The organism is Pseudarthrobacter oxydans (assembly GCF_030812335.1).
GTDB lineage: Bacteria > Actinomycetota > Actinomycetes > Actinomycetales > Micrococcaceae > Arthrobacter > Arthrobacter oxydans_B.
This window is the reverse complement of sequence record NZ_JAUSSN010000004.1, coordinates 136,969-159,771: the sequence shown is the minus strand read 5'-3', so window position 1 is coordinate 159,771 and position 22,803 is coordinate 136,969. Positions and strand designations below refer to the sequence as shown.

17 protein-coding genes are annotated in these 22,803 nt (G+C 61.6%); 8 read left to right on the top strand and 9 right to left on the bottom strand.

The features are described from left to right. Positions 1-282 precede the first annotated feature (282 nt). From J2W14_RS08265 to J2W14_RS08225, 9 genes are all read right to left on the bottom strand, one after another. Positions 283-528, bottom strand: coding sequence for a site-specific integrase (locus J2W14_RS08265; RefSeq protein WP_307461044.1), 246 nt, complete (start codon positions 526-528; stop codon positions 283-285). A gap of 40 nt (positions 529-568) precedes the next feature. Then, a complete protein-coding gene (locus J2W14_RS08260; RefSeq protein WP_307461041.1) occupies positions 569-1,327 on the bottom strand; it encodes a tyrosine-type recombinase/integrase in 759 nt (252 codons plus the stop codon). 33 nt (positions 1,328-1,360) lie between these two features. Continuing rightward, the gene (locus tag J2W14_RS08255; RefSeq protein WP_307461038.1) at positions 1,361-2,650 is read right to left on the bottom strand and encodes an ISL3 family transposase; all 1,290 of its coding nucleotides are present in this window, start codon (positions 2,648-2,650) and stop codon (positions 1,361-1,363) included. A gap of 176 nt (positions 2,651-2,826) precedes the next feature. Continuing rightward, positions 2,827-2,952, bottom strand: coding sequence for a hypothetical protein (locus J2W14_RS08250; protein WP_307461034.1), 126 nt, complete (start codon positions 2,950-2,952; stop codon positions 2,827-2,829). Positions 2,953-3,719: 767 nt separating this feature from the next. Continuing rightward, positions 3,720-4,823, bottom strand: a complete 1,104-nt coding sequence (locus J2W14_RS08245; RefSeq protein WP_307461031.1) for an acyltransferase family protein — start codon at positions 4,821-4,823, stop codon at positions 3,720-3,722. A 658-nt stretch (positions 4,824-5,481) separates the two neighbouring features. After that, positions 5,482-6,660 carry a polysaccharide pyruvyl transferase family protein gene (locus J2W14_RS08240; RefSeq protein WP_307461028.1) on the bottom strand — a complete coding sequence of 393 codons (1,179 nt, stop codon included), beginning with the start codon at positions 6,658-6,660 and terminating at the stop codon, positions 5,482-5,484. 98 nt (positions 6,661-6,758) lie between these two features. Beyond that, entirely contained in the window at positions 6,759-8,216 is a 1,458-nt protein-coding gene (locus tag J2W14_RS08235; protein ID WP_307461025.1) for a lipopolysaccharide biosynthesis protein, read from the bottom strand. Positions 8,217-8,488: 272 nt separating this feature from the next. Continuing rightward, a complete protein-coding gene (locus J2W14_RS08230) occupies positions 8,489-10,006 on the bottom strand; it encodes a polysaccharide biosynthesis tyrosine autokinase (RefSeq protein WP_307461022.1) in 1,518 nt (505 codons plus the stop codon). A 229-nt stretch (positions 10,007-10,235) separates the two neighbouring features. Continuing rightward, on the bottom strand, positions 10,236-10,700 hold the full coding sequence (locus J2W14_RS08225; protein WP_307461019.1) for an Lrp/AsnC family transcriptional regulator: 465 nt from the start codon (positions 10,698-10,700) through the stop codon (positions 10,236-10,238). 159 nt (positions 10,701-10,859) lie between these two features. Between J2W14_RS08225 and J2W14_RS08220 the strand changes: the two genes are divergently transcribed. The 8 genes from J2W14_RS08220 (at position 10,860) to J2W14_RS08185 (ending at position 22,472) form a co-directional block, all read left to right on the top strand. Beyond that, the gene (locus J2W14_RS08220; protein ID WP_307461016.1) at positions 10,860-12,110 is read left to right on the top strand and encodes a thiamine pyrophosphate-dependent dehydrogenase E1 component subunit alpha; all 1,251 of its coding nucleotides are present in this window, start codon (positions 10,860-10,862) and stop codon (positions 12,108-12,110) included. After that, positions 12,107-13,219 (top strand): alpha-ketoacid dehydrogenase subunit beta, encoded by a 1,113-nt coding sequence (locus tag J2W14_RS08215; RefSeq protein WP_307461011.1) that lies wholly within the window; start codon positions 12,107-12,109, stop codon positions 13,217-13,219. Before J2W14_RS08220 ends, J2W14_RS08215 begins: the two co-directional genes overlap by 4 nt. Before the next feature lie 2 nt (positions 13,220-13,221). Further along, positions 13,222-14,676 carry a dihydrolipoamide acetyltransferase family protein gene (locus J2W14_RS08210; RefSeq protein ID WP_307461008.1) on the top strand — a complete coding sequence of 485 codons (1,455 nt, stop codon included), beginning with the start codon at positions 13,222-13,224 and terminating at the stop codon, positions 14,674-14,676. A gap of 201 nt (positions 14,677-14,877) precedes the next feature. After that, positions 14,878-15,825, top strand: a complete 948-nt coding sequence (locus J2W14_RS08205; protein ID WP_307461006.1) for a nitroreductase family protein — start codon at positions 14,878-14,880, stop codon at positions 15,823-15,825. A gap of 345 nt (positions 15,826-16,170) precedes the next feature. Further along, the gene (locus J2W14_RS08200; RefSeq protein ID WP_307461004.1) at positions 16,171-18,276 is read left to right on the top strand and encodes an acyltransferase family protein; all 2,106 of its coding nucleotides are present in this window, start codon (positions 16,171-16,173) and stop codon (positions 18,274-18,276) included. Positions 18,277-18,649: 373 nt separating this feature from the next. Further along, positions 18,650-19,465 carry an MBL fold metallo-hydrolase gene (locus J2W14_RS08195; protein ID WP_307461001.1) on the top strand — a complete coding sequence of 272 codons (816 nt, stop codon included), beginning with the start codon at positions 18,650-18,652 and terminating at the stop codon, positions 19,463-19,465. A 1,033-nt stretch (positions 19,466-20,498) separates the two neighbouring features. Beyond that, complete coding sequence (locus tag J2W14_RS08190) at positions 20,499-21,032, top strand: LysM peptidoglycan-binding domain-containing protein (protein WP_307460998.1); 534 nt, start codon at positions 20,499-20,501, stop codon at positions 21,030-21,032. Between the two features lie 123 nt (positions 21,033-21,155). After that, positions 21,156-22,472: a MinD/ParA family ATP-binding protein gene (locus J2W14_RS08185; RefSeq protein ID WP_307460995.1), complete on the top strand. Its 1,317-nt coding sequence runs from the start codon at positions 21,156-21,158 to the stop codon at positions 22,470-22,472. Positions 22,473-22,803 lie beyond the last annotated feature (331 nt).

Here is a 22,803-nt window from a genome sequence, read left to right as displayed (position 1 = left end):
TCGTCGCTGGTTGGGCGGCCGTTCAACGTCTCCGATAGATTGTTCTGGTGGTTGAAAGGGGGCAGCCGGTGTTTTCAAGCCAGGAGCCAGAGTCGTTGTCGGAATCGGTTTTCTGGCCCTTCGCAGATGAGCGTGGTTAGGGCGGTCTGAGACTGGCGCAGCGGCGTAGTCCGTTTCCGGCCTGCGGACCGCAGGAAAGTTCCGCGACGAACCGGAAGTAGTCCTCGCACAGATCCGACCCACCGGGCGCCGGGGAGAGGAGGGGTTTTGTGACAGTAGACATCATGACTCCAATCGTGATCTGGCGGCCGCGTACTCCTCGGCCAGAGTTGTTGCCGACAGATGGACATAGCCGGCGGTCGTCTCCGGACTGGCGTGGCCCATGAGGTCGCGCAGCACCAGCAGGTCGATTCCGGCAGCGGCGAGTTCCGTTCCATAGGTATGGCGCAGCCGGTGCGGACGGACGAGCGGAGTGCCTGCCCGCAGCCGGTGGGTGCGGAAGATCCGCCGCAGACCGGCTTCGGTCAAAGCATGGCCGGTGGTCGGTCCGCGCAACACCACAAAGCATTCAACGGCACTGCAGCCGACCGGACAGGTAGGACGCCAGTTCCGTGAAGAATGACGGGTCGACCGGCACAACACGTTCCTTCCCGCCCTTGCCCGTAACCCTGACCCTGCGCAGCCCAAAATCAACGTTGGCCAGCGGCAGCAGTCGTACCTCTGACGCGCGCAGTCCTCCCAGCAGCATCAACAGCGCCATCGAACGATCACGGGCGGTCAGCAGATCGGCGATAAAAACGGCCACCTGCGCGGGATCAAGGGCAAATGGAAGCCTCTTCGCTTCACGCACCAGCTTGCCCCCGCCACGCTCACGGCCCTTGCCCAGGTGCCCGAGCAGCCCGCGCCGCATGGCACGGAAACCTGAAGAACGCCGTGCCGCAGGGACTGGGTTCTCGTTCACAGCACCGGCTATCACGGCGTAGTCGTACAGGCTCCGCACTGCAGCAATCCGCCGGTTCATCGTCGCCGGTGCTGCGCCTGTGCGCGAGGTGAGCCGGACGACGGTGCCGCCGGAGCTCTTCTGCGGCAGTTGCTGCCAATCGAGGTAATCGAACAGATCAGTCGGGGCGACATCCGCCAGTTCGAGCCGTCGCTCCATGAGAAAACGCAGGAAGTTCAACAGGTCGAACGCATACGCCCGGCGCGTTGCAGGCGAGAAAGTCCTAGTCGTCAAATGGGCCAGGAATCCGTTGACCAATTCCCCGGTGGCGTCAGCGGCACCCGTAAGAATATGCCCGTCTCCTGACTTGGCAACCAGCAGTCCCATTCGTCCTCCTCCGGCAGGACTGTTTCCAGTCTCCTACCGGCACGACAGCACCCGGAGTTTCTGGAAATCCACGGCGTGTCCGGTCATCAAGGGCCGGTTAACTGATTTGCCTTTGATGTGTTTGATGCCGGTGTTGTTGCCTTCGACCTTCCCGGTGGTGGCGCCGGTGACGATGAGGACTTCGATCTCGTTCCACCACCGGCAGATCGTGCGGTAGAGCTTGTTTGTCTCCGGCCGTCCGGCTTCCTCGACCAGCACTTTGAGGTCCTCTTTCGCCGCGGCAGCGTCGGCCAGGGAGTTGGTGCGCAGCAGCACCCTGAGCTGCTCCTTGACCTTCCACACGGCTTGGAGCTTGCCGGTCGGGTCGTCGGCGGCGAAGACCTCAGCCAGCCGGTGAGCTGCCTTCTCGGAGAGCGCGTCGCCGGCCCGCAGGAGCAGCATCCGATGAGCCCAGGCCTTGTCCACGCCACGGCCGCGACGGCCCTTGACCCGCTGGGACAAGTTCTGCCTGGCCTCAGTCATGGCCTGGTTGCCGAGGGAGACCAGATGGAAATGATCGACCGCGACAGCGGTGCGAGGCAGCCACATCCTCAACGCTTTCCGGAACGCAGCCGACGGGTCGATCGCGACGACCTGCACCCCCAGACGCCACTGAAGCGGCCGGGCGAAGAGCCAGTCCCCGACGCCCTTGTGGTCCCGGCCATCGACCACACCCAGGACCTGCCCGGTGTCCAGATCAACGATCGTCGTCATCCACGGCTCATGCCGGATCCAAGATGCCGAGTCAGTGGCCCGGAAGTAACGCACAGACCGGAACCGGTGCTCGTCGATGCCCAGTATCCGCGGACTGAGCTCATCCACCTCGGGCTGCGTGAGCAAACAAGCTTCGGTCAATGCGGCACGGACCAACCACCAGGACACCGCGAACGCCGCGGCAGTCTCGGACACGGCCCGGCCGGAATTGATGACAGCGTCAACGACGTGGTCCCGGAGCCGGCCGGTGGACCGGGCCCGGCGCGGGACCTGGGCGGTGGATTCGAAAAACGAGAGCCGGGCACACTTGGGTTCCTCGCAGTGCCAGCGGTACTTGGACCAGAGGACCTCCACGGCGCCTGCGACCGGGATGTCGCGGATCCGCTGGAAGCGCCGTTCCTTCCGCCGCGTCGCGACGACACCGCAGCTCGGGCAGCCCGGCGGCTGGTCCGTTTCAACGATGATCTGGCGCCGGCCGTCCTCCAGAACGGTGGCCGAGATGACGGTGTAGCCGGGCAGGTTGAAGATGCTGGTGGCAGCGTCGGCCGCTGCCCCGGTAGGCTCAATCAAGGCTCGTGGTCCTGTTCCTGGTTGAATGCTAGACACACTCATCCCAGCAGGGCCACGGGCCCCTTTTTTAGCTACGACACGAAATCAATTCCCCACAAACCTTGAAGAGCCGTTTAACGGTGGATCCGCGGCTGGCATTTAGTTGATTCTTCCTTCGAAGGTGATGGCGAAGGCGTTCAGTACCGGCGCGGTCCCGCGGTCGGGCCGGTGTCCGGTTCGCGGTCGTCCGGGAAACACCCGTCAAGAATGCTGCCCGGCGTGTGGGGGATCTTCAGTTCCAGCATCGACCGGTACGTGGCCATCAGCGTTTCCTGGACCGGGGCCCGTCCGGCATATCCTCTGAGGCGCTCTCTAAGAACGCCTGTAGTTTTCCCATCAGTTCCAAGGCTGCCTCGGTCTTCTGCAGCCGGCCCTCGCTCACCTCTAACTGGCGGCGCAAACGCGCGTTCTCGGCCTGATCAGCCGACAGTTTCCCGATCGGTTCCCCGGCCTTCTTCCCGGCCAAAACCCCGGCGTCCCGCAGCCGGCGCCACTCAGACATCTGCTCCCGGCGCACGAACGCACCGCCCTCACCGCTCTCACGCGCGGTCTCGTACGCGGCCAGGAACTCGAGCTTCTGGACCGGGGTGAACGAACGGCGAGGCCGCGGCCTACCAGCACGCGGCCCGGACCCACCACTGCTCTTACTCCTACTACTCACAGCACTATCTTCGCGTACTGCACTCAAAACCGGACTGGACATAATTACTGGATTCCTGGCTCTCGCCCCACGCGATTAAACGGACTTGCTATGAGCCCTTGGCACCGTTCCAGCCTGACACGTAGGGCGCGCGTCATCCCGGCACCGTGGCCGGACACCCGGCGCTGAAGGCACGATCGGCGCGGTTAGAATAGGGGCGGACACACAAAGCTCTGAGCGGAGCCGTGGCTTCCACCCAGGGGTACGTTGGCCGTCTTAGCACAACGAAGAATCTGGGTGGATCGTTGTAGTAGGACCGATCGCATGGGACCCCTCAATATATTCAGTTAGCTGCGCACCGTCGGCACCGATCTAAAGGCCGCATACCCATCAGTGTCCTCGCCTAGCGGGCACCGGGACGTTCTTCGGCCTCAGCCGCCTTTCCAGCGGTTGCTCAATCCAGCTGAAGATTGCTGCTGCGGTTGCCGTTGCGGCGACCAAGGCGCCAGCCAGGGCGGCGAACAGGGGCAGACCGGAAAGGTCGCCTGCGGCTATCCCCGCGAAACCGAGACCCTGGAACCAGACCGTCATGACCTGCGTGTGGACAAGATAGAACCCATAAGACCAGACGCCGAGCCGGACTATTGCGGGATTGCGGAAAACGGAGCGAGTCCGGGATAGGTCAGCCTGGGCGGATGACCAGACCAGCAGCATGAAAGGGACCAGGGTCACGACCACGCGCGTGAATGTGGGAGGGGCAAACCCCGCCGCAACGAAAGAACCAAGCGCCAGTGAGGTAGCCGCCCAAAGGGGGAATGGCAGTTGGGCGCCGCGCTTCACTAAGAGTGCCAACAGGATTCCAGCCACAAACTCCAGCAGGCGCACAGGCGGGAATATCACCAAGAACCAGAAGACCACGGACGAGTCGAAGAACGGGGCCAGCGCCAGAGCTAAACCGGCCAGCAACAGAACAATTGCCACGATCCCAGTTAATGCACCGCGAACTGTGAGCCTTCTCAGTGCGGGGAATATCCAGGGGAACACGAGATAGAAGAACGCCTCACACGACAACGACCAGAAGACTGCACTGGCCGCGAAATATACAGTCTCCGAGGGAACCCACGACTGGAGCAGTGTAAGCGGCAGGAAGTCCACGACGCCGATGCTGCGCTGGCCGAGGATCATCAAGACCAGCGTCATCGCCCATGCCATTACGTATGAGGGGTAGATGCGCGCGAGGCGGCGCCGGTAGAACAAACTTGGGGTGTCATCTTCCCGTGACGTCCACCCCATTACGAAGCCACTCACTATGTAGAAGAACGAAACGCCGGACATGCCCGCCGCGAAGAGCTCGAAGCCCCCGCCCTGCGCACCATAGTGCAACCCGTGAAAACCGAACACGGCCAGCGCTGCGAAGAACCGAAGGCCGGTGAGCGAGTGTAGCCGCGGCGTGAGCGATGATGAGCTGCCGACCGGCAGGACGTTAGATGACACAGTGCCCCCATTTAATTTGCATCAGTGGATTAAGCGAATCCTACTTGGTCATGGCAGGTGCTAAGACTGCCGCAGTCCCTTGGGGAGCGCGATAAGTGCGGCGTACACGAGAAATGGCTTCGTGCAGCTCGAGGTGACGTCGTATTCCAACCCCAATTTTTGTTCGCATTCTCCACTCCTACGTGGGTGACCAGCACGCTGGCCAGGGCAGGTCCAAGGAGGCAAACTAAGACCGCTAAATGCCCAGCCCTAAATTCCCTCCATATTTGGAGGACTGTAGTATTTGTCACTAGGGGAACCGCATCGGGGTTTTAATGAGGAGCCCCCATCGACTGCAAATCTAGGCCATCTAGAGCGATAGTCGCCAGGAACTCGTGGTATAGGGCAAAATATGTCTGGGAAACGTTTGTGCTCCACCCATCTCGTCGTCTAAGGCTTCCTTATTTGCACCAGCTATTGGCTTGGATGTCTACTAGCCGCCGGTGGTCAACGCCATAAAGGGTCCCACAGATCAGCAGGCCTATGTGCGATGCGTAGTTTAGAATCCACCTGTCCGAGGCGGATCACGCCCTCCTTTGGCACCAGTCACGCCGGAAGACGTCGTATCGCTCACTACGATCGCAGCGTCTAATGGCTTCTCCTTTGATTCGGGAAGCCTTCACTTGTGGCGGAAGTTAATTTTCGAGAGGTCGCGTACGGCCTGGAGATTCGATGCAGTCTTCTCGAAGATGATCGATCGATCCTTCTCAATTTCATGAAGGAGTTTTGAGATTCTGTTACCGAAACCCGGAGTGGGCTCAACACAGTGATCGGGAATTCCAAAAAGCCTCATCAAGCCGGAAACCTTACCTTGAGTCGCCAGAACTAAGACGGGAGTGCCAGCAGAAAGGGCCAGAATTGACAAATGCATCCGCCCGGTTACGACCATGTCTGCTCTTCTTACAAGCGAAAGAACTTCACTAGGGGAAATCAGAGTTTCCACAACGTCGGCACATCGAGCCATTGGGCTCTCTCGGCGCAGCTTCGAGATGGCAGCAATATCGTCTGCCTTCGAGTGGCTCACGTGAGGCAGAAGCAGGCACCTGTATCCTAGCGTGTCAAGCGTTTGCAGGATCTGCTCGTATTCAGAATTCTGTTCAATACTGCGGCCGATGAGTCCACTCACGTTCACAACGGCCAACTTTTCGTCCACGCTCCCGTGGGATTCCCCAGAAACGTCCGGACAAGTCGTTGATTTATCTGTAGGGAATGCGAAAACAAGGTCTGCGGCCTGAACGACGCCCTCGATATTGTCATTAACCAGACGTTCCATTGAGTCCGGATCTCGCGGTAGGATACGTACTCCTGCCCGCCCAGCTTTTTGGGCTTGTCTGATGACTTCGGGATTAGCTTCGCCATTCCAACTGAAGCCCAATATTCTGGCGGGAATTCCAGATTCCTGAATTGTCCTTGAAAGGTTCCACTCGATCATGGAAGAATGGACGCCGTAGCCCCCATCCATGATATCCGCCCCCATTACCGAAAAACTTTCAGCACCTCGAATGGAACGTCCCAGGGTCCAAATATTTTTATAATGACCAAAGAATTTAGAATATATCAGGTGAGGCAACACGAGAAACGTCACCTTGTTTTTATCGGCAATATCATCAGTGGAATACGCAGTCGGGGACTTGACGACGGCGATCACTTGCTGGGAAACATTATTCACGAAGCTTTCAAACATGGCTTGATCGCCGATGTTTCCGTCTCCGGGCGAGTTGAGGATTACGTGCTTTTCCAGACGTTCGTGTTTTCCTGAAAGCGCCAGATGGAGCACTGCACGGTCGCCGAGCATCATTAGCCTAAGGGCCAATGGGTGGTGGAGGGCGGATGAAGCCTTTGATCTGAGGCTTGCAAGCGAACTAACACCTTGGCGCCGAGTTGAGAATGTTGTCACTAGATTCCTTTGATAGATGATTTCGGCCGGATAAGTTGCCTCATGGTCATAATAATGAGTTTTAGATCCATCCTTGTCCGGGGAAATACTAACGTAACTATAAGGCCAACAGCCCATCCGATAGCCGAGGCGAGCAATGGTAGTTCTATGACACCAGTAAGTGGCATCAGAAGACCGCCCGTTGTCGCAGCAAGTCCGAGGCCAATGAAACGTAACCCTCCTAAGAGCGGTATTGACGAGGGGACTCCCATCGTGCGCAACCAGAGGACTGAAATTGGCCAAGCTATGATGAGGCCGGCAGTGTAGCCCCAAACCATCTCTCCTACTCCGAAGAAGCCACCAACCAGGGTCAGCGTCAGGACAATCCCCTTGGTCAACAAGTTGTAACGTAAAAGTGATGCTGTGCGATCCTTGGCGAGAAATACCCAGTACGAGACGAATGTGGCTGCTTGGAACGTTATGCCGACAGCCAGTATTTGGAGTAGAGGGCTGACCGATCCCCATTTATCGCCCAGGAGGAGATGGATAATTGGAGCCGAAAATACGACTAAGAAGGACGAGCCAAGGGAAGCTGTGTAGCCCAGCAGGAGCTGCATTGTTCCAACGGCTCGATTAAAGGGGCCGTTGTCGTTAAGTCGCACGAGTGTCGTGAGTGCAACGTTTGTTAGCGGGCCAAATACTTGATTTACAGGTATAGTGGCGATTTGGGAAGCGCGCGAATAAGAACCCAAGGCGCTCGCCCCGTATGCATAGCCCATAAGAACGCTCGGAGCATTGGCGCTTAAATAATTCAGAAACTGCGCAACTCCGAGATTTCCGCCATAGCGGAGGAATTTCCTTACTGGCCCATTTCTTCCTGGCATACCTGGGTGCCATTCACTTACAAGAATGCGACTCATGAGAAGAAGTAGAGCAGAAATCAATTGCATTATAACGAGCGACCAATAGCCAGCACCAAGTAAAGCAGCAGTGACTGCAGCCCCGAGCGCGACAGCATTGGAAGAAATATCAGTTAGAGCAAGGGACCTAAATCGCAGCGATCGGGTCAGTTCAACTTGGTACTGCGCCTGAATGCCATTAAGTAAAAAAACGGACGAAATCGCCAGTGTAATTGGAACGAGTCGAGAGTCGGCATAGAACAAGCCCAATGGGTGACTGAGCAAAGCCGCAACGACGGCGAGACCGAGGCCTAGCGCAGAATTAATCCAAAATAGATTATTCTTCTGGATCAACGATAGGGTTGGGGACTGAATACTGGCGGTGGTGATCCCAAAATCCCTCACCAGCTCAGCCACGCCCACCACTGCGGTAACCATTGCCACGAGGCCGAAGTCCTCTGGGGTCAGGAGGCGGCCCAAGACCACTAGATTCAGCAGTAGTAGAACCATCTTGATGGCCTGGCCAGCAAGGGTGACCAGGCCGCCTCGGGCGGCTCTGTGTGCCGTGGATGTCGTCATCGGACTAGGTGGTCGCTTTCTATAACAGCCATATGAATTTGCGCGGTGGCCGGTTGGGGTGAAGATGACACCTAGCAAGTCCGGCGAGACAATGTTGGCGAACTCAACCGCTTATGAGTAAACACCTGCCAGCAAAGTCCCAAGCCGAGTCTCCTGTGCTTTTGAGAGCCCGAGGTCTTACTTTAGCGCCGGCCTCTGCATCCCGATCGCTTTGGTTCACGACGCTCGGGCGTCCGCATCTCGCTCTGCGGTGGCATAACGCCGTCAGCTTTCTAGTCTCGAAAGCGACTAGACGGGAAGCTCTTGGCCGCCTGTGCGCCGTGGTCCGTCAGTATTTCGGCGAACTCACTATCGTTCCGAATATGGCTTTCCGCATCTTGAGGCACCGGCCGCGGTCTTCTGTCCGACTTGTCCAGCGGTTGGCCATTGGGTGAGGACTTCTGATCATGCCCGTAGTACGCGTATGCATAAGCGTCCGGTCCTTTGGTGGGCAGCCGGTTAAGGACTACGCCCAACAGGTTTGCCCCAACCATTGCCAGAGAACTGAGGGACTTCTCTAGATCCTGTCGACGAAGTTTCTGGGAGCCAGCGACGAGTACCACGCCGCCTACATGCTGGGAAAGGACCGCGGCATCAGTAACGGGAAGAAGAGGTGGTGCATCTATTAGAACCGTGTCGAATGCCTGTTCCAAGCGCTTGATGAGATCCTGCATTTCCGTCGATCCCAAGAGCTCGCTCGGGTTTGGCGGAACTTGGCCTGATGTAAGTACGTAAAGATTTTCGTTTCCCCAAGGCTGGAGCAAATCATTTACGTCGCTGGTGCCAACTAGCGCAGTTGTGAGGCCGGCATTGCGTTCGAGGCCCAAATACTCGTTCACCATAGGGCGTCTGAGATCAGCATCCACCAGGCACACAGTCTGACCGGCTTGAGCTAGCGCTATGGCGAGGTTGGTTGCGGTAGTGCTCTTACCTTCACCGGGTACTGAGGAAGTGATCAGTACAGTCTTGGCCTTCCCAGAGACATTGGCGAACTGCAGATTTGTCCGCAGCTGGCGGAACGATTCTGCGCGCGGGCTCTGTGCTGCCGTCTGTGTCAGCAGTGGCTTCTTCGTCGCATCCTGGTCGAAGGATATACCTCCCAGGAGAGGCGCGTTTGTTACCTGGCGCAGGTCCGCTTCGCTCCGGATGCGGCTATCCATGGTGCTCCGCAGAATAGACGCGGCGACTCCAATCGCGAGTCCGAGTAGCAGTCCGAGGAGAAGATTCAGTTTGGTGTTCGGCGAAGAGGGAGCCACTGGTGCTACGGCAGGCTTGATAACCGAAAGGCTGACTGGCGATGTCCCGCCCGTTCGCGGTTTCTCCAATGTGTCGACAACCTTGATCAAGCTGTTGGCCACCGCTTGGGAGACTGCCGCAGCTTGCACGGCAGAGGTGTCCGAAACCGAAATGTTGATCAGAACTGTGCTTGTCTCTGTGCTTGCTTTGACATTCGCGGCAAGTTCGTCTGCTGTGATCTGAAGTCCAAGCGAGTCAATTGCTGGCTGGAGGACGGCGGGCGATCCAACTGTCTTTACGTAGGACTGGACCCGAGCTTGACTGAAGTTGTTGCCGAGCTGAAGTTCTTGGACGGACCCGGAGCTTTGAATAGCAACAAATAGTTGCGTCTCTGCTGTGTAGATCGGTTTGGCCAAAACGGAGGCAGCTCCGCCGATGAGGACACCGATCAACGTTGACGCAATTATGAGCATCCAATGCCGTCGTATTAAGCGCAGATAATCGCGTAAGTCCAAGCCGGGGTCCCCCTGTGTCGATTGCCGGGGCACCCCAACGGCGTGCCACCAGAACGGCAGTATTCGTGCGGTCCCGCCAATTGTACCCGTCATTTGGGCGTGCAATTGGTCCAGACAGTCGTCCTGCCGATCTGATCTGTATGTGCACAAGCTCAGGGAGTGCATGGCGGCAATACGGAAACTTGAACGGAACGGTAGTTCCACCCCAGGGCGGCGCCCAGGACCGGTTCTACCGCGTATCCAGATCCTCAAACACCAGAAACGTCTGCGTGTCCAGCACCCCAGGCATGGACTGCAACTGGTCAAAGATCACCCGGCGCAAGTCGATATTGTCCACCGCGCGGACCAGGAGGATGACGTCGAAGTCCCCACCCACCAGGGCGATGTGGTGCACCTCCGGAATGGCACGCAGCAGCTCCCGGAGCTCCCGCCACGAGTGCTGCCGGACCTTGAGGGTCACATAGGCGGAGGACTTGAGGCCGGCCTTGATCGGATCCACCAGCGCCGTGAACTTGGTCAGCACCCCCTCGCCGGTCAGCCGGGCAATCCGCGTGTACGCGTGGGCACGCGAGATATGGACGTTCTCCGCGACCTGCGTGACGGACATCCGGCCGTCCCGGGTCAGCTCCGCGATGATGTTCCGGTCCACATCATCCAGCGGCACCGCCGCCTGGTCTGCTTCGTCCTCCGCCATTCGTCCACAACCCCCGCCGGTAATCCACCTCACACTTACGATTCGTCTTTCAGAGTAGGTCAATTCTCTTGACTTCTCCACGATTCCCAGTGGAGCTGGATACGAAACTTCGCCCCGCGCCATACTTGGAACGAATAGTGGCTACAGAAGGACGGACCAATGACGATCTCCGCAGACCACACTGCGCAGCACCCGGCGCCCGAGGACAGGACCCCCGGCCCCGCGGCACCGGGCAACGCACCGGAAGACGCCGCCAGTGAGGCGGTGCGCAAATTCGGCATCACTGTCGAGGACTACATGCTTCCGGCCCGGCACCAGATCCAGATGGTCGGCCCGGACGGCACCCTCAACCCGCACACCGAACAGGGCACCCAGCCCGGCCATGAATACGCCCTCCCCGGCGACGGCGAACTGATGGCCGCCTACGAGCAGCTGGTCGTCGGTCGCCGCGTCAACGACCAGAACTCCGCGCTGGTCCGGCAGGGCCGCATGGCCGTCTACCCGTCCAGCCACGGCCAGGAGGCCTGCCAGGTCGCCGCCGCCCTCTGCCTGTCCGACGGCGACTGGATGTTCCCCACCTACCGCGACTCCGTGGCCGTGATGGCCCGTGGCGTGGATCCCGTCCAGACCATGACGCTCTTCCGCGGAGACTGGCACGGCGGCTACGACCCTTCAAAACACAAGGTCGGCATCCAGTGCACCCCGCTGACCACCCAGCTGCTGCACGGCGTCGGCGTGGCCCACGCCGCCAAGCTGCGCGGCGAGGACACCGTGGTCCTGGCCATGTGCGGCGACGGTGCAACGAGTGAGGGCGACTTCCACGAGGCGCTGAACTTCGCCGCGGTGTTCCACCTGCCGGTCGTGTTCTTCGTCCAGAACAACCAGTACGCCATCTCCGTGCCGCTGGCCCACCAGTCCGTGGCGCCGTCGCTCGCCCACAAGGCTGTGGGCTACGGCATGGCGGGCGAACGCGTGGACGGCAACGACATCGTCGCCCTCCTTGCTGTGCTTGGCCGCGCCGTCCGGCTCGCCCGCGAAGGCTCCGGACCGCTGCTGGTGGAGGCCCACACCTACCGCATGCAGGCCCACACCAACGCCGACGACGCCACCCGGTACCGCCAGGACAGTGAAGTCGCACAATGGGTGGCCAAGGATCCGCTGAGCCGGATGAAGACCTACTTGACGGACTGCGGACTGCTCGACGATGACCGCGCCGCCGGAATCGCCGAGAAAGCCGAAGCCGTCGCCACCCAGCTCCGCGAGGGCCTCAGCGAGGAAGTCCCGGTGGAACCGCAGGATCTCTTCAAGTACGTCTTCTCCACCCCCACACCCCAGCTGAAGGAACAGTCCGCCATGCTCGCCGACGAACTCGCCCGCGACGCCGCATCGAAGACGGAGGCCGCGAAATGAGCCCCACCATCACAACCTCATCCGAGGCGAACGGCAACGTCAGCGCCGCCACCGCCCGCGCCGCCGCCACCGCAGCGGCCACGGCCGAGCAGTCCGGCCCGCGGACCGTCACCCTCGCCAAGGCCCTGAACACCGCCATGGCCGACGCCATGCACGCGGACCCCTCGGTCCTGGTCTTCGGCGAGGACGTGGGCATGCTCGGCGGGGTCTTCCGGATCACCGACGGGCTGACCAAGACCTTCGGGAAGAACCGCTGCTTCGACACCCCGCTCGCCGAGTCCGGCATCGTCGGCATGGCGGTCGGCATGGCGATGAACGGCATGCGGCCGGTCATCGAGATGCAGTTCGACGCCTTCGCCTACCCCGCCTTCGAACAGATCGTCAGCCACGTCGCGAAGATGCACAACCGCACCAAGGGCACCGTGAAGCTGCCCATGGTCATCCGGGTGCCCTACGCCGGCGGGATCGGGGGAGTGGAGCACCACTGCGACTCCTCCGAGGCCTACTACGCCCACACCGCCGGCCTGAAGGTCTTCACCCCGGCCACCGTCGCCGACGGCTACCGGATGCTCCGCGAGGCCATCGACTCCGACGACCCGGTGATGTTCATGGAGCCCAAGAAGCTCTACTGGTCCAAGGACCAGGTTGACCTGGACGCCCTGCGCACCGAACACACCGAGAACACCGAACGCGGGACCTCCTCCGAAGGCCGCGCCGCCGTCGCCCGCCCCGGCACCGACGCGACCCTGATCGCCTACGGGCCCTCGGTCCCGACGGCACTCGCCGCCGCGGCGGCGGCCGCCGAGGAGGGACGCTCGCTCGAAGTGATCGACGTCCGCTCGATCGTGCCGTTCGACGACGAGACGGTCTGCGCCTCGGTCCGGAAGACCGGCCGCGCCGTGGTCATCGCCGAGGCCCACGGCTTCGCCTCCGTATCCTCCGAGATCGTCGCCCGGGTCCAGGAACGCTGCTTCCACCACCTGGCCGCGCCGATCCTCCGCGTCACGGGCTTCGACGTCCCATACCCGGCGCCGAAACTCGAGCACTACTACCTGCCCGGCGTGGACCGCATCCTCGACGCCGTTGACGACCTACAGTGGGAAGACTGACCATGAGCGAACCGAAAGTATTCCTCCTCCCGGACCTCGGGGAAGGCCTCACCGAAGCCGAACTCGTGAACTGGCTCGTGGCCGTGGGCGACGAAATCAGCGTCGACCAGCCCATCGCCGAAGTCGAGACCGCCAAGTCCATGGTCGAAGTGCCCTCCCCGTACGCCGGCACAGTCGCCGTGCTGCACGGCGAGCCCGGCCAGACCCTCGACGTCGGCAAGCCGCTGATCTCCGTGACGGCGGTCGGCGCCCCGGCGGTCGCGTCAGCCACGCCCCCGGCGGCAGAGCCTGCCGAAACTGCTGACATTGCAGCGGAGGTCTACCGCGAAGAGGAAAAGGCCGGATCCGGGAATGTTCTGATCGGCTACGGCACTCCGGGCGGGCACGGCGTTGCCCGCCGGACCCGGCCCCGGAAGTTTCCGGCCGGTACAGCCGTCGCCGAACCGGCGGCCCAGGTGCCCGTGGCTGAAAAAGCTGCCGATGACCTCCTGCTGATGCGGACCCGGGTTCCCGGGAAGCTGGGGGCGGTAATTTCCCCGCTCGTCCGGCGGATGGCGCGGGACCACGGGGTCGATCTGGGCGAACTCCAGGGATCCGGGACCAGCGGGCTCATCATGCGCCGCGATGTCGAGGCTGTCATCAAGCCTTCAACCGTTGAGCGCCCGGCGGCTGCGGCTGCCGAAATCGCGCCGACATCTCCCGCTCCGACCACTGGTGACACCGATGCGCGCACAGGGCTCGGCGTCACAGGGCGCACCGCCGTCCGCGGCGTCCGGAAGGCCGTTGCGGCGAACATGACGCGCAGCCGCTCGGAGATCCCCGAGGCCACTGTGTGGGTGGATGTGGACGCCACCGCCTTGGTGGAGATTAGGGCCGCGCTGAAGAAGGCTGACCCGCACCACACCCCGGGTCTGCTGGCGTTTATCGCGCGCTTCGTCACCGCCGGGCTGAAGAAGTTCCCGGAGCTGAACACGCGGATCGTCCCCACCGAGGACACCACCGGCGGAGCATCCCAGGAGATTGTGGCCTTCGACGGCGTCAACCTTGGCTTCGCGGCCCAGACCGACCGCGGCCTGATGGTGCCGTCGGTGCGCAACGCGGACAAGCTCAGCGCCCGCGAACTGGACGCCGAGATCCGCCGTCTCACCGCGGTCGTTCGGGACGGAAAGGCCAGCCCCGCAGAATTGGGCAGCGGCACCTTCACACTGAACAATTACGGCGTCTTTGGAGTGGACGGCTCCGCCGCGATCATCAACCACCCGGAGGTGGGAATCCTCGGTGTGGGGCGCATCATCGACAAGCCCTGGGTAGTCCACGGCGAGCTTGCTGTCCGCAAGGTCACCGAACTGACCCTGACATTCGACCACCGCGTCTGTGACGGCGGCACGGCTGGCGGTTTCTTACGCTACGTGGCCGATGCGATCGAGAACCCGGGGTCGGTGTTGGCGGACATGTGACCTGTGAGAGCCGGCCCCGCCACAGCGGTTTTGGCGGAGAGAATAGGGACTGAATATTGAGCGTTCGTCGTGCGTGGAGGCTCCGGGCCAGGCTGGGGCGCGCCGATTAATTCCGACTATCATCCGAAAGTGCCAATGTAAGGGGCCCTTGAACGGTCTGGGGACCATAACCGACGGTGACGACCGCTTATGCTTGGGGGCATGAAACGCATGATCAAGCAGCTACTTCCTGCCCAGATGCTCAGCTACGCTCTCGGCGTGAAAACGCGCCTGATCCAGCGACGGGAATCCGTTCTGGACCGGAGGAGGTACGAGCGCTTTTCAGCTCCGGATGACAGTGCAGCCAGTGTGCGGCTGTCCAGCCGGCAATTGGAGACCCAGTTGACTAAGGACTATCACCGGGTTGAGAAGGGTCTGGCGCTCAATGATCCCCGGAGACCCTTCGGTGCCGGCGTCTTAGGCCGGCTTGACATGTTGCTCCCCCTTGCCGACGCCCGTGGCGTTGACGACGATTATGTAGCGCATGCCCGCTCTGCACGCGTTGCCCTACTGGATTGGAATGAGTCGGGCGCCGTTGCTGCCGAGGTCAGCCCGGTTCGAGATGACGTGGAACGCGAGATTGGTGCAGAAGGTTTCTTTGCCTCCCGGCGCAGCGTCCGTGATTTCGATCCCCGTCCCGTTCCCGAGGGATTACTCACCGAGGCTGTCCGGCTTGCCATCAATACCCCGTCAGTTTGTAACCGGCAATCCTGGCGTGTTCGCTTTTACGCCGACCCCAACGATAGGGCTTCCGTGCTGAGCTTCCAGAACGGCAATGCAGGGATCGGTGACGTGCCCGTCGTGGCGCTGGTCACCGTCGATGCACGTCTGTCTGCTGGCGTGGGCGAACGTAACCAGCCTTGGATCGAGGGCGGGTTGTTTTCGATGAGCCTCGTATGGGCACTTCACAGTCTGGGCCTGGATAGTTGCATGTTGAACATGAGCCAGCCGAACAAAGTTATGACGGCGCTACGTGCCAAGATGGGCATTCCCGAGTACGAGCTGATCATCATGCAAATTGCAGTCGGTTATGGGCGGGACGGACACCGAGTGGCACGCTCGCCCCGCCGCGCAACGAGTGAAGTATTGATCAAGCAGCAGAAGGCATAGACCCAAAAATGCTTGAGTGGCTATCGGAGTCGGCCTAGTGGGCCAACCCCTTCGCCTAGGAACTCTTGCCACCTCGACCCCGGGGCGTGCAGGAGATGCTGAGGTAGCGCCAGGCGCACCCGTCACGTAGTCGGGGACGCAACGTGGTCCCGGAGGCGAACCCCCGGTCTTGACCTGCAGAGGGGGTCTCCTCGGGTATCTGGCGAATCCTCACTAAGGTAGAAGGCTTTGGCGCCGGAGCTGCAGGACGATGGGGCGCGTGGGGTCCCTCTTCGGACATCCGCCGTCGATAGTGGCAGGTAGGATGTGGCTAGTCTCAGGTCCAAAAGTGGGGGAATTATGGCCATGTCCATGCTCAAAATCCGAAGTTTGTCAGCGGCGGAACCCAAAAAGGCGACCCTTCGGGCTGACATACAAGGTCTGCGAGCATTCGCCGTGCTGGCTGTCGTCGCAAGTCATCTTGTAGGTTGGCCCACAGGCGGATTTGTAGGTGTGGACGTGTTCTTCGTTATCTCGGGGTTCATCATCACGTCGCAACTTTTGAGGGAGAAGGAACGGACTGGCACTATCTCGTTCGCGGACTTCTACCGCCGGCGCGTGAGGCGTATTCTCCCTGCGTCACTGACAGTCCTGACGCTGACGGTGGCGGCATCATTCGCTTTCCTGCCCAAGGGGCGTGCTGGGGAGACGCTGGTCGATAGCATCTGGGCGCTCCTGTTCGCAGGTAACTGGCGGTTCGCCGCGGGTGGCACAGACTACTTCCAGGAGGGCCAGCCACCATCGCCTCTCCAGCACTTCTGGTCGCTCGGCGTGGAAGAACAGTTTTACTTTATTTGGCCGTGGCTGATGCTGCTGATCTTCTGGATTGGGGTCCGTCGCGGTAACAACGGAAGCGGCAGGCGTCTTGTCGGCTGGGTCATGGTCTCGATTATGGTCACCTCTTTCGCGTGGGCCATGTACGAGACGGCTTCAAATCCAGATTGGGCCTACTTCTCCACATTTTCCCGTGCCTGGGAGCTCGGAGCCGGGGCCTTTGTCGCCGTCATTTCACCCGTCTTGACGCGGATACCGGCCGCCCTTCGCCCAGTGATCGCATGGGTCGGCTTTGCTGGTATGGTCGCTTCGATCTTGATTGTGACACCCGACCACGGGTTCCCCGCGCCCTTCGCGGCGCTCCCCGTTCTGGCCACTGCTCTAGTGATTGTCGCCGGTACGGGCGGCCCTGTTAGGTTCTTGTGGCCCCTCACAAATCGCGTCAGCGGCTACCTAGGCGACATCTCGTATTCTCTCTACTTGTGGCACTGGCCCGTGATCGTATTGCTCGTCGCCTTCATGCCCGACGGTAATCCGACCTATTATGCGACGGCAGCACTGCTCAGCCTTGCCCTGTCGGTCGCGTCGTACTACTGGATCGAGAAGCCTTTCCGTAGCGTCCCCAAGACGAAGAGGGGCCGTCGGCCTGCATCTTTCGATGCCAACGCTCAAGTGGCTACGGTTGCCTTGGCTTCGCTAACACTTCTCACCGTTGCGATGGGAGGGGTTGCCTTCATTCATGTCTCTCCTACTGATACGCCAACGGCCCTCAGTCAGGCGGTGGCTCAAACTCCCGGAGCATTGGCAACCGCGGGTGCAAAGGCGGCGCCGGTATGTCTGGGAGCCGCGGGACTGGACCCGGAAAAGGGTTGCACGCCGACAAGCCTGGGTGACACTATCCTGCCGTCGATCAATATGTTCGCCCGTGACAACGGTGATTCGTTCAAGTGCTGGCGCGAGCAGGGCAAACCCATCAATACTTGCAACGTGGGGTCGACCAAGCCCGACGCCGTCAGGCTTGCACTGATCGGTGACAGCCACGCTGCTTCTCTCATTCCCGCTATCCAAGAGTTCGCCGTGACGAATAACTGGGCGGTTGACGTGTACGTTGGTTTCAGCTGCCAGTGGATGGAGCAGCGGCCCGGCTACGACTGCTATGACGTCATGCAGAAAATTCGGGAGATAGTAGAGACTGGCGAGCCTTACGAGGGCGTTATCACGACGGCCGCTCGGGGTAAGACCGGCACTGATGCGGGTTACGCCGCGCGGATGTTTGCCAAGGCCTGGCAGCCTGTCGCGGCCAGGGGAACCAAGGTCATAACTATCGCTGACGTCCCCTCCGTGAATGCCGAAGCGCTGTCCTGTATAACGCGTGTCGGTTTCGACGTACAGAACAATGCGTGCGGCACGGACATCGGGGAAGCCACCAGCACCGTTGACCCACAGATTCAGGCCGCTTCGCTGGTCCCCGGTTCAACAGTCGTTGACCTTTCCCCATATTTCTGCAATGACAGCAAGTGCCCGGCAGTCATTGGAAACACGATTGTCTACCGGGATGCCGCTGCCCACATCACCGCCACGTACGCAAAGACATTGGCGCCCTACCTCAACAGGGAACTGACAGCGGCGCTGAAGTAATCGCCAATCCTAAGCCAAATTTCGGCGCCGGCCCTTACGGGCTTAGCGTTCACTCCTTCGGGACCGCGCTATCGGCGCTGATGAGGCCGAGGGGCGTTCTCCGCGAGGCGTTGAACCGGCCACTAGTGTGGGACGCGTTCGCTGCGGGGAGCGATAACATTCGAGCGCGGTAAGGAACCTCACCGGTTGGTCTTAGCCGAGTCCCAGGTCTCGCGATACTTTTTCTGGTGTGGTAGTGGCCTATCCGCATTGAACTCAGGATGCGACCCGGGCCAACCGTTGAGGGAAGAGTTGCGTTCCTGTTTGGCGCCGGTGGAGTGGGTAGAATCGAGGCCTAAACATCGCAACAACAACGCGGAAATACGGAGATCTAATGCCACGATGGCTCGAGGTCGGCCCGGACAACTACGTCCTGACCACCCAAGGTTCCCTGCTCAACACCGGTCTGGTCGTCGGTTCCGAACGCGCCCTCGTGATCGACACGGGCGGCGGACCCCGGCAGGGGCGCGAGATCCTTGACTCCGTGCGGAAAAAGACCCAGTTGCCCCTCGTCGTCGTGAATACCCACGCCCACTATGACCACTTCTTCGGCAACGCGGTGTTCGCCGATGCTGGAGTGACCGAGTTCTGGGCGCACGAGAACTGCGCCGCGGAGATCGACGAGAACGGCGATACTCAGCGCCGGCACGTCGGGGCCGACGAGCCGGAAATGGCAGCAGGCGAGGGCAGCAACACCGAACTCGTTGTCCCGAACGCCCTCGTGAAAGACCAACCCGTGCTGGTGGATCTCGGCGGCCAGACCGTCACGCTCTTCTACCTCGGCCACGGACACACCGACGGCGACGTCCTGGTCGGCACGGCCACCACTCTCTTCGCCGGGGACCTGGTGGAGCAGGGCTCGCACCCGTCCTTCGAGGATTCCTACCCCGAAGAATGGGCAGACGTCCTCCGGCATGTCTCGGCCCTCCGCCACCGGTACGAATTTCTGATTCCAGGACACGGCGAGCCCTGCAGCGACCAGTTCGTCAAGACCATGGCCAACACCATGACCACGGCGGTGCGGCAGGCCACCCAGGCGACAAGGGAGACTCCGGACGACGCCACCAAAGCAATCCCGATCCTGCCCTATGGGCCGGAGCAGTCCCGCTGGTTCATCAAGCGTCTGCAGGAGACCCGCGCCCACCACTGAGCCGCGGAGAGCTTGGGCGCGTCGGTGGACAACTTAGGTAACCCGTGAGTAACCTCGGGGAGGATCCGCAACCAGGGTCCAAACCCGCTAGCGCTCAGCTCGCCCGGGGGATGGGGATCCCAAGGCGCGTCAATGATGACGCTGTTCCCAGGAGGTCTCACCAGTGACTTTGCCCGGCTATATCTTGGCCCTGTGCATTCTCTCGGCAAGCCTTGTGCTTCTTGCCGCCCTTTCTTTCCTGATCCTTCGCCTGAAACGCAGACGCCAAGCGTCCGTTCTTCAACGACAGGTGCCCTGAGCTTTGCCATACATTGACATCAACCCGCACCGCAACCGGCCCAAATGGTGGGCGTATGTGGGCCTTCTGCTCCTCGCTCTCGTGACATTCGTCGTCGTCGTTCTGGCACTGACACCCTGATAGCAGCAGCAGTGCCGCCGCGCCCGGCAGCTCAACCGCGTAGACCGCTGAGCACCCACGTGGCTCGTCCAAAAATTCCGGGTAGCCGGTACGCGTGTGAAAGGCGTTTCCGCTTCGTACGCTCAGGCTAAGTCCGGAGCTGCCCGGGATCTCGTGCCGGGTTCGAGGCCTCTGCCACGGCATCTTGAAGAGCGTGCAGTCACCTTGAAGTCTTGAGCTCAGCTCAAGTCCAGGCCCGGTTGGCGCTGGTCATGAAGCGGGCTGATGCAGATGGTTCCGAACGAGCACGGTCTCCCGGGCAATCGCAGGACGACACACGCCTCCAAATCACTGAACGCCAAGGGGCCTTTGCTGCTCGCCTGCATGCTGGCGGCCTCCTTTGCGCTTCAATCGCCTGCCGGTGTTTCTACAACAGCCAGCCCGAGCCCTGCACCGCCGGGGACTTCGTCGCCGGCGGTGCAGGGCTCATTGACCGAGTCCCCGGCCGTCCAAGTTATAGCTTCTGAGCCTCCACCGGTAGCTCCCCCGGAGGCAGGCGGCGGGGTAGCTCCTGAGTCGCCACCGGCAGCTCCCGCGGAAGCGCTCGGATTCGACGCAGATTCCAACCAGTACCGCGTGGTTGCCGGAGACACCGTCGGCGCCATCGCGTCACGCTTCGGCGTCAACGTCTACGACATGCTTGAAGCCAACGGGCTGGGCGCTTACACCCTTATCCATCCGGGCCAAACACTGAAGCTGTCGGGTCCCCCCGTTCCCGGTCCTGCGCTGGCCCCCGCTCCTGCCCGTGCCGCCCCGGCGCTGACCGCGCCGGCAGTTCCAGTCGTGCGCACTATCTTCGTGGCGGGCTCGGGCGGCCAGGCCATGGTGGACAGATGCATCGGCCCCATCCACTTCACGCCCACGGATGCCTATTCGCTGTTCATCACCGAACACGACTTCTGCGGGGGGTGGGCCCGATTCTCGGGGATCGGCGTCGGCGAAACCGTGGTCATCGCCGGCTACGGCACCTATACGGCAACGGCCCGCGGACAGGTGAGTCAGGGCGGCACAACGAACAACGTCGCTGCCGTCTTCGGGGGCTTCCCCCGGGCGATCCTGCAGACCTGCATTCCCGGCACAAACCAGATGCTGCTGATAGGACTGAACTAGCCAGACCACCGTGCTCGGATGCCCGATGGTCCGCTGACCACGGTGTCTGCGCCTAGAATTGCTGTTGGAACAATTCAAACGAGCACCGCAGCGGCCTGCGCTGTGAGTCCCAGGGGGACAACTATGCCCGAACCGGTGGACAACAGCACAGCCAAGGACGACGTAGACGCAGAGCAACCGGAACTCCGGCGCCGGCGTTACAGCCGCCGCGGTGATGAGTCCGACGCCTGGACAGGAACCATGCCGATCATCACGCCCAACGAAGTCGGCAGCGAAGCCGGGCGTACGGTCCGCAGCAACTCCTGGGCAGAAGCCGCAGCAGCAGCGGATGCCCCGCAGGCCCCGACCCGTGCCCCTGCTGATACCCGTCCTCCCATTGACTCAGTCCCGCCGGCTGCCGGTCCTGTGCACGCGGACGTGCCAGCCGCCCCCGGTGCTGCGCCCTCCGTCCCGCCAATGCCGGCCCGATCCAGCCGTGCCGGGAGCCGCGCAGCAGCCCTCGCCGCCCCCGCCCCGCATTTCATCAGCTCACCCGGGCTCTTCGTGCGCGAGCAGAAACCCCGCCCCGTCGGCGGTTTCCGAGGCGCCCTCTACAAGATGACCGGCGGCGGCCTGAACCTGGGCCCGAGCGCCCGGCAGCGCGAGGAAGACGACCTTGCCCGGCGCATCTCCCGCCAGCTCCAGGGCAGCTACAACACCGCCGTGCTGAGCCTCAAGGGCGGCATCGGCAAGACCTCCACAACGGTCGGCGTCGGGCTGACCCTGGCCGAATACCGCGGGGACCCGCCGTGCGCGATCGACGCGAACCCGGACTCCGGCGACCTCGTGGAGCGCGCCCTCGGCGAGGGCATCTACCAGCAGCAGAGCCCGCGCACCATCACGGATCTGCTGAAGAACGTCGACTCCATCCATTCGCTCACCGCCCTGGCCCGGTACATGCACCATGCCGGCCGGCTGCACCTGATCGCTGGTGAGCAGGACCCCGAGGTCTCGGACTCGCTGACCGCCGAGGAATACCTGCGGATCCGCAAGCTCATCTCCGGCTATTACTCTGTGGCCCTGACCGACTGCGGGACAGGTGTCACCCACAACGCCATGAGCGGCATCCTGCAGTCCGCCGACAACCTCATCATCGCGGCGGGCTACGCCGTCAGCGGCGCCAAGCGCGCCCGCAGCACCCTGCAGTGGCTGGCCGGTCACGGATATGAAGACCTCGCGCGCAACGCGATCGTGGTGATCACCGACAAGGACGAGGTCTCCTCGCGGGTGGACAAGGACGCGATCGAGGACCACCTCTCCGGCATCTGCCGACAGCTGATCGCCGTACCGCATGACCGCGGTGTGGCCGACGGTGACCTGGTCACTCTCGATGTGTTGCGTCCGGAAACCCGGCGCGCCTACAAGGAGATTGCCGCGGCCATCGTGGACGGGTACCAGTAAAGCCTTCGCGGTTAGGGACCTAAGTGGTTCGACAGCGCTCCGCGCCCGCGCCGAACGCAGTGTGCGGGCAGGCACGTCACACAGGAAGTCAGCGAGTACCGCGTCGTCCAGACTCGGGTACCTACTACTCGGGCTACAGAGTGTGTCGGCTCTTAGTGTCAAGGCATGTTGAATCTCGTATACAGCAGTCCTCGGCGGGGTCCCCGGCCGGAGCGTCGGGCCGGTGACATTCTCCAGAATTTGGGTTGGACCAGCTTATCCATCACCGCCGGTCTCTTATTGCTTCCTGCGATCGGCATTAGCACTTTAGCAAGGACCGTAATTCCAAGAA

Bases quoted from the DNA above. Each gene is read 5' to 3' on its own strand.
- J2W14_RS08260 (WP_307461041.1), bottom strand. From the start codon at position 1,327: ATGGGACTGCTGGTTGCCAAGTCAGGAGACGGGCATATTCTTACGGGT.
- J2W14_RS08250 (WP_307461034.1), bottom strand. From the start codon at position 2,952: ATGGCCACGTACCGGTCGATGCTGGAACTGAAGATCCCCCACACGCCG.
- J2W14_RS08240 (WP_307461028.1), bottom strand. From the start codon at position 6,660: ATGATGCTCGGCGACCGTGCAGTGCTCCATCTGGCGCTTTCAGGAAAA.
- J2W14_RS08235 (WP_307461025.1), bottom strand. From the start codon at position 8,216: ATGACGACATCCACGGCACACAGAGCCGCCCGAGGCGGCCTGGTCACC.
- J2W14_RS08225 (WP_307461019.1), bottom strand. From the start codon at position 10,700: ATGGCGGAGGACGAAGCAGACCAGGCGGCGGTGCCGCTGGATGATGTG.
- J2W14_RS08220 (WP_307461016.1), top strand. From the start codon at position 10,860: ATGACGATCTCCGCAGACCACACTGCGCAGCACCCGGCGCCCGAGGAC.
- J2W14_RS08215 (WP_307461011.1), top strand. From the start codon at position 12,107: ATGAGCCCCACCATCACAACCTCATCCGAGGCGAACGGCAACGTCAGC.
- J2W14_RS08210 (WP_307461008.1), top strand. From the start codon at position 13,222: ATGAGCGAACCGAAAGTATTCCTCCTCCCGGACCTCGGGGAAGGCCTC.
- J2W14_RS08205 (WP_307461006.1), top strand. From the start codon at position 14,878: ATGAAACGCATGATCAAGCAGCTACTTCCTGCCCAGATGCTCAGCTAC.
- J2W14_RS08200 (WP_307461004.1), top strand. From the start codon at position 16,171: ATGTCCATGCTCAAAATCCGAAGTTTGTCAGCGGCGGAACCCAAAAAG.
- J2W14_RS08195 (WP_307461001.1), top strand. From the start codon at position 18,650: ATGCCACGATGGCTCGAGGTCGGCCCGGACAACTACGTCCTGACCACC.
- J2W14_RS08185 (WP_307460995.1), top strand. From the start codon at position 21,156: ATGCCCGAACCGGTGGACAACAGCACAGCCAAGGACGACGTAGACGCA.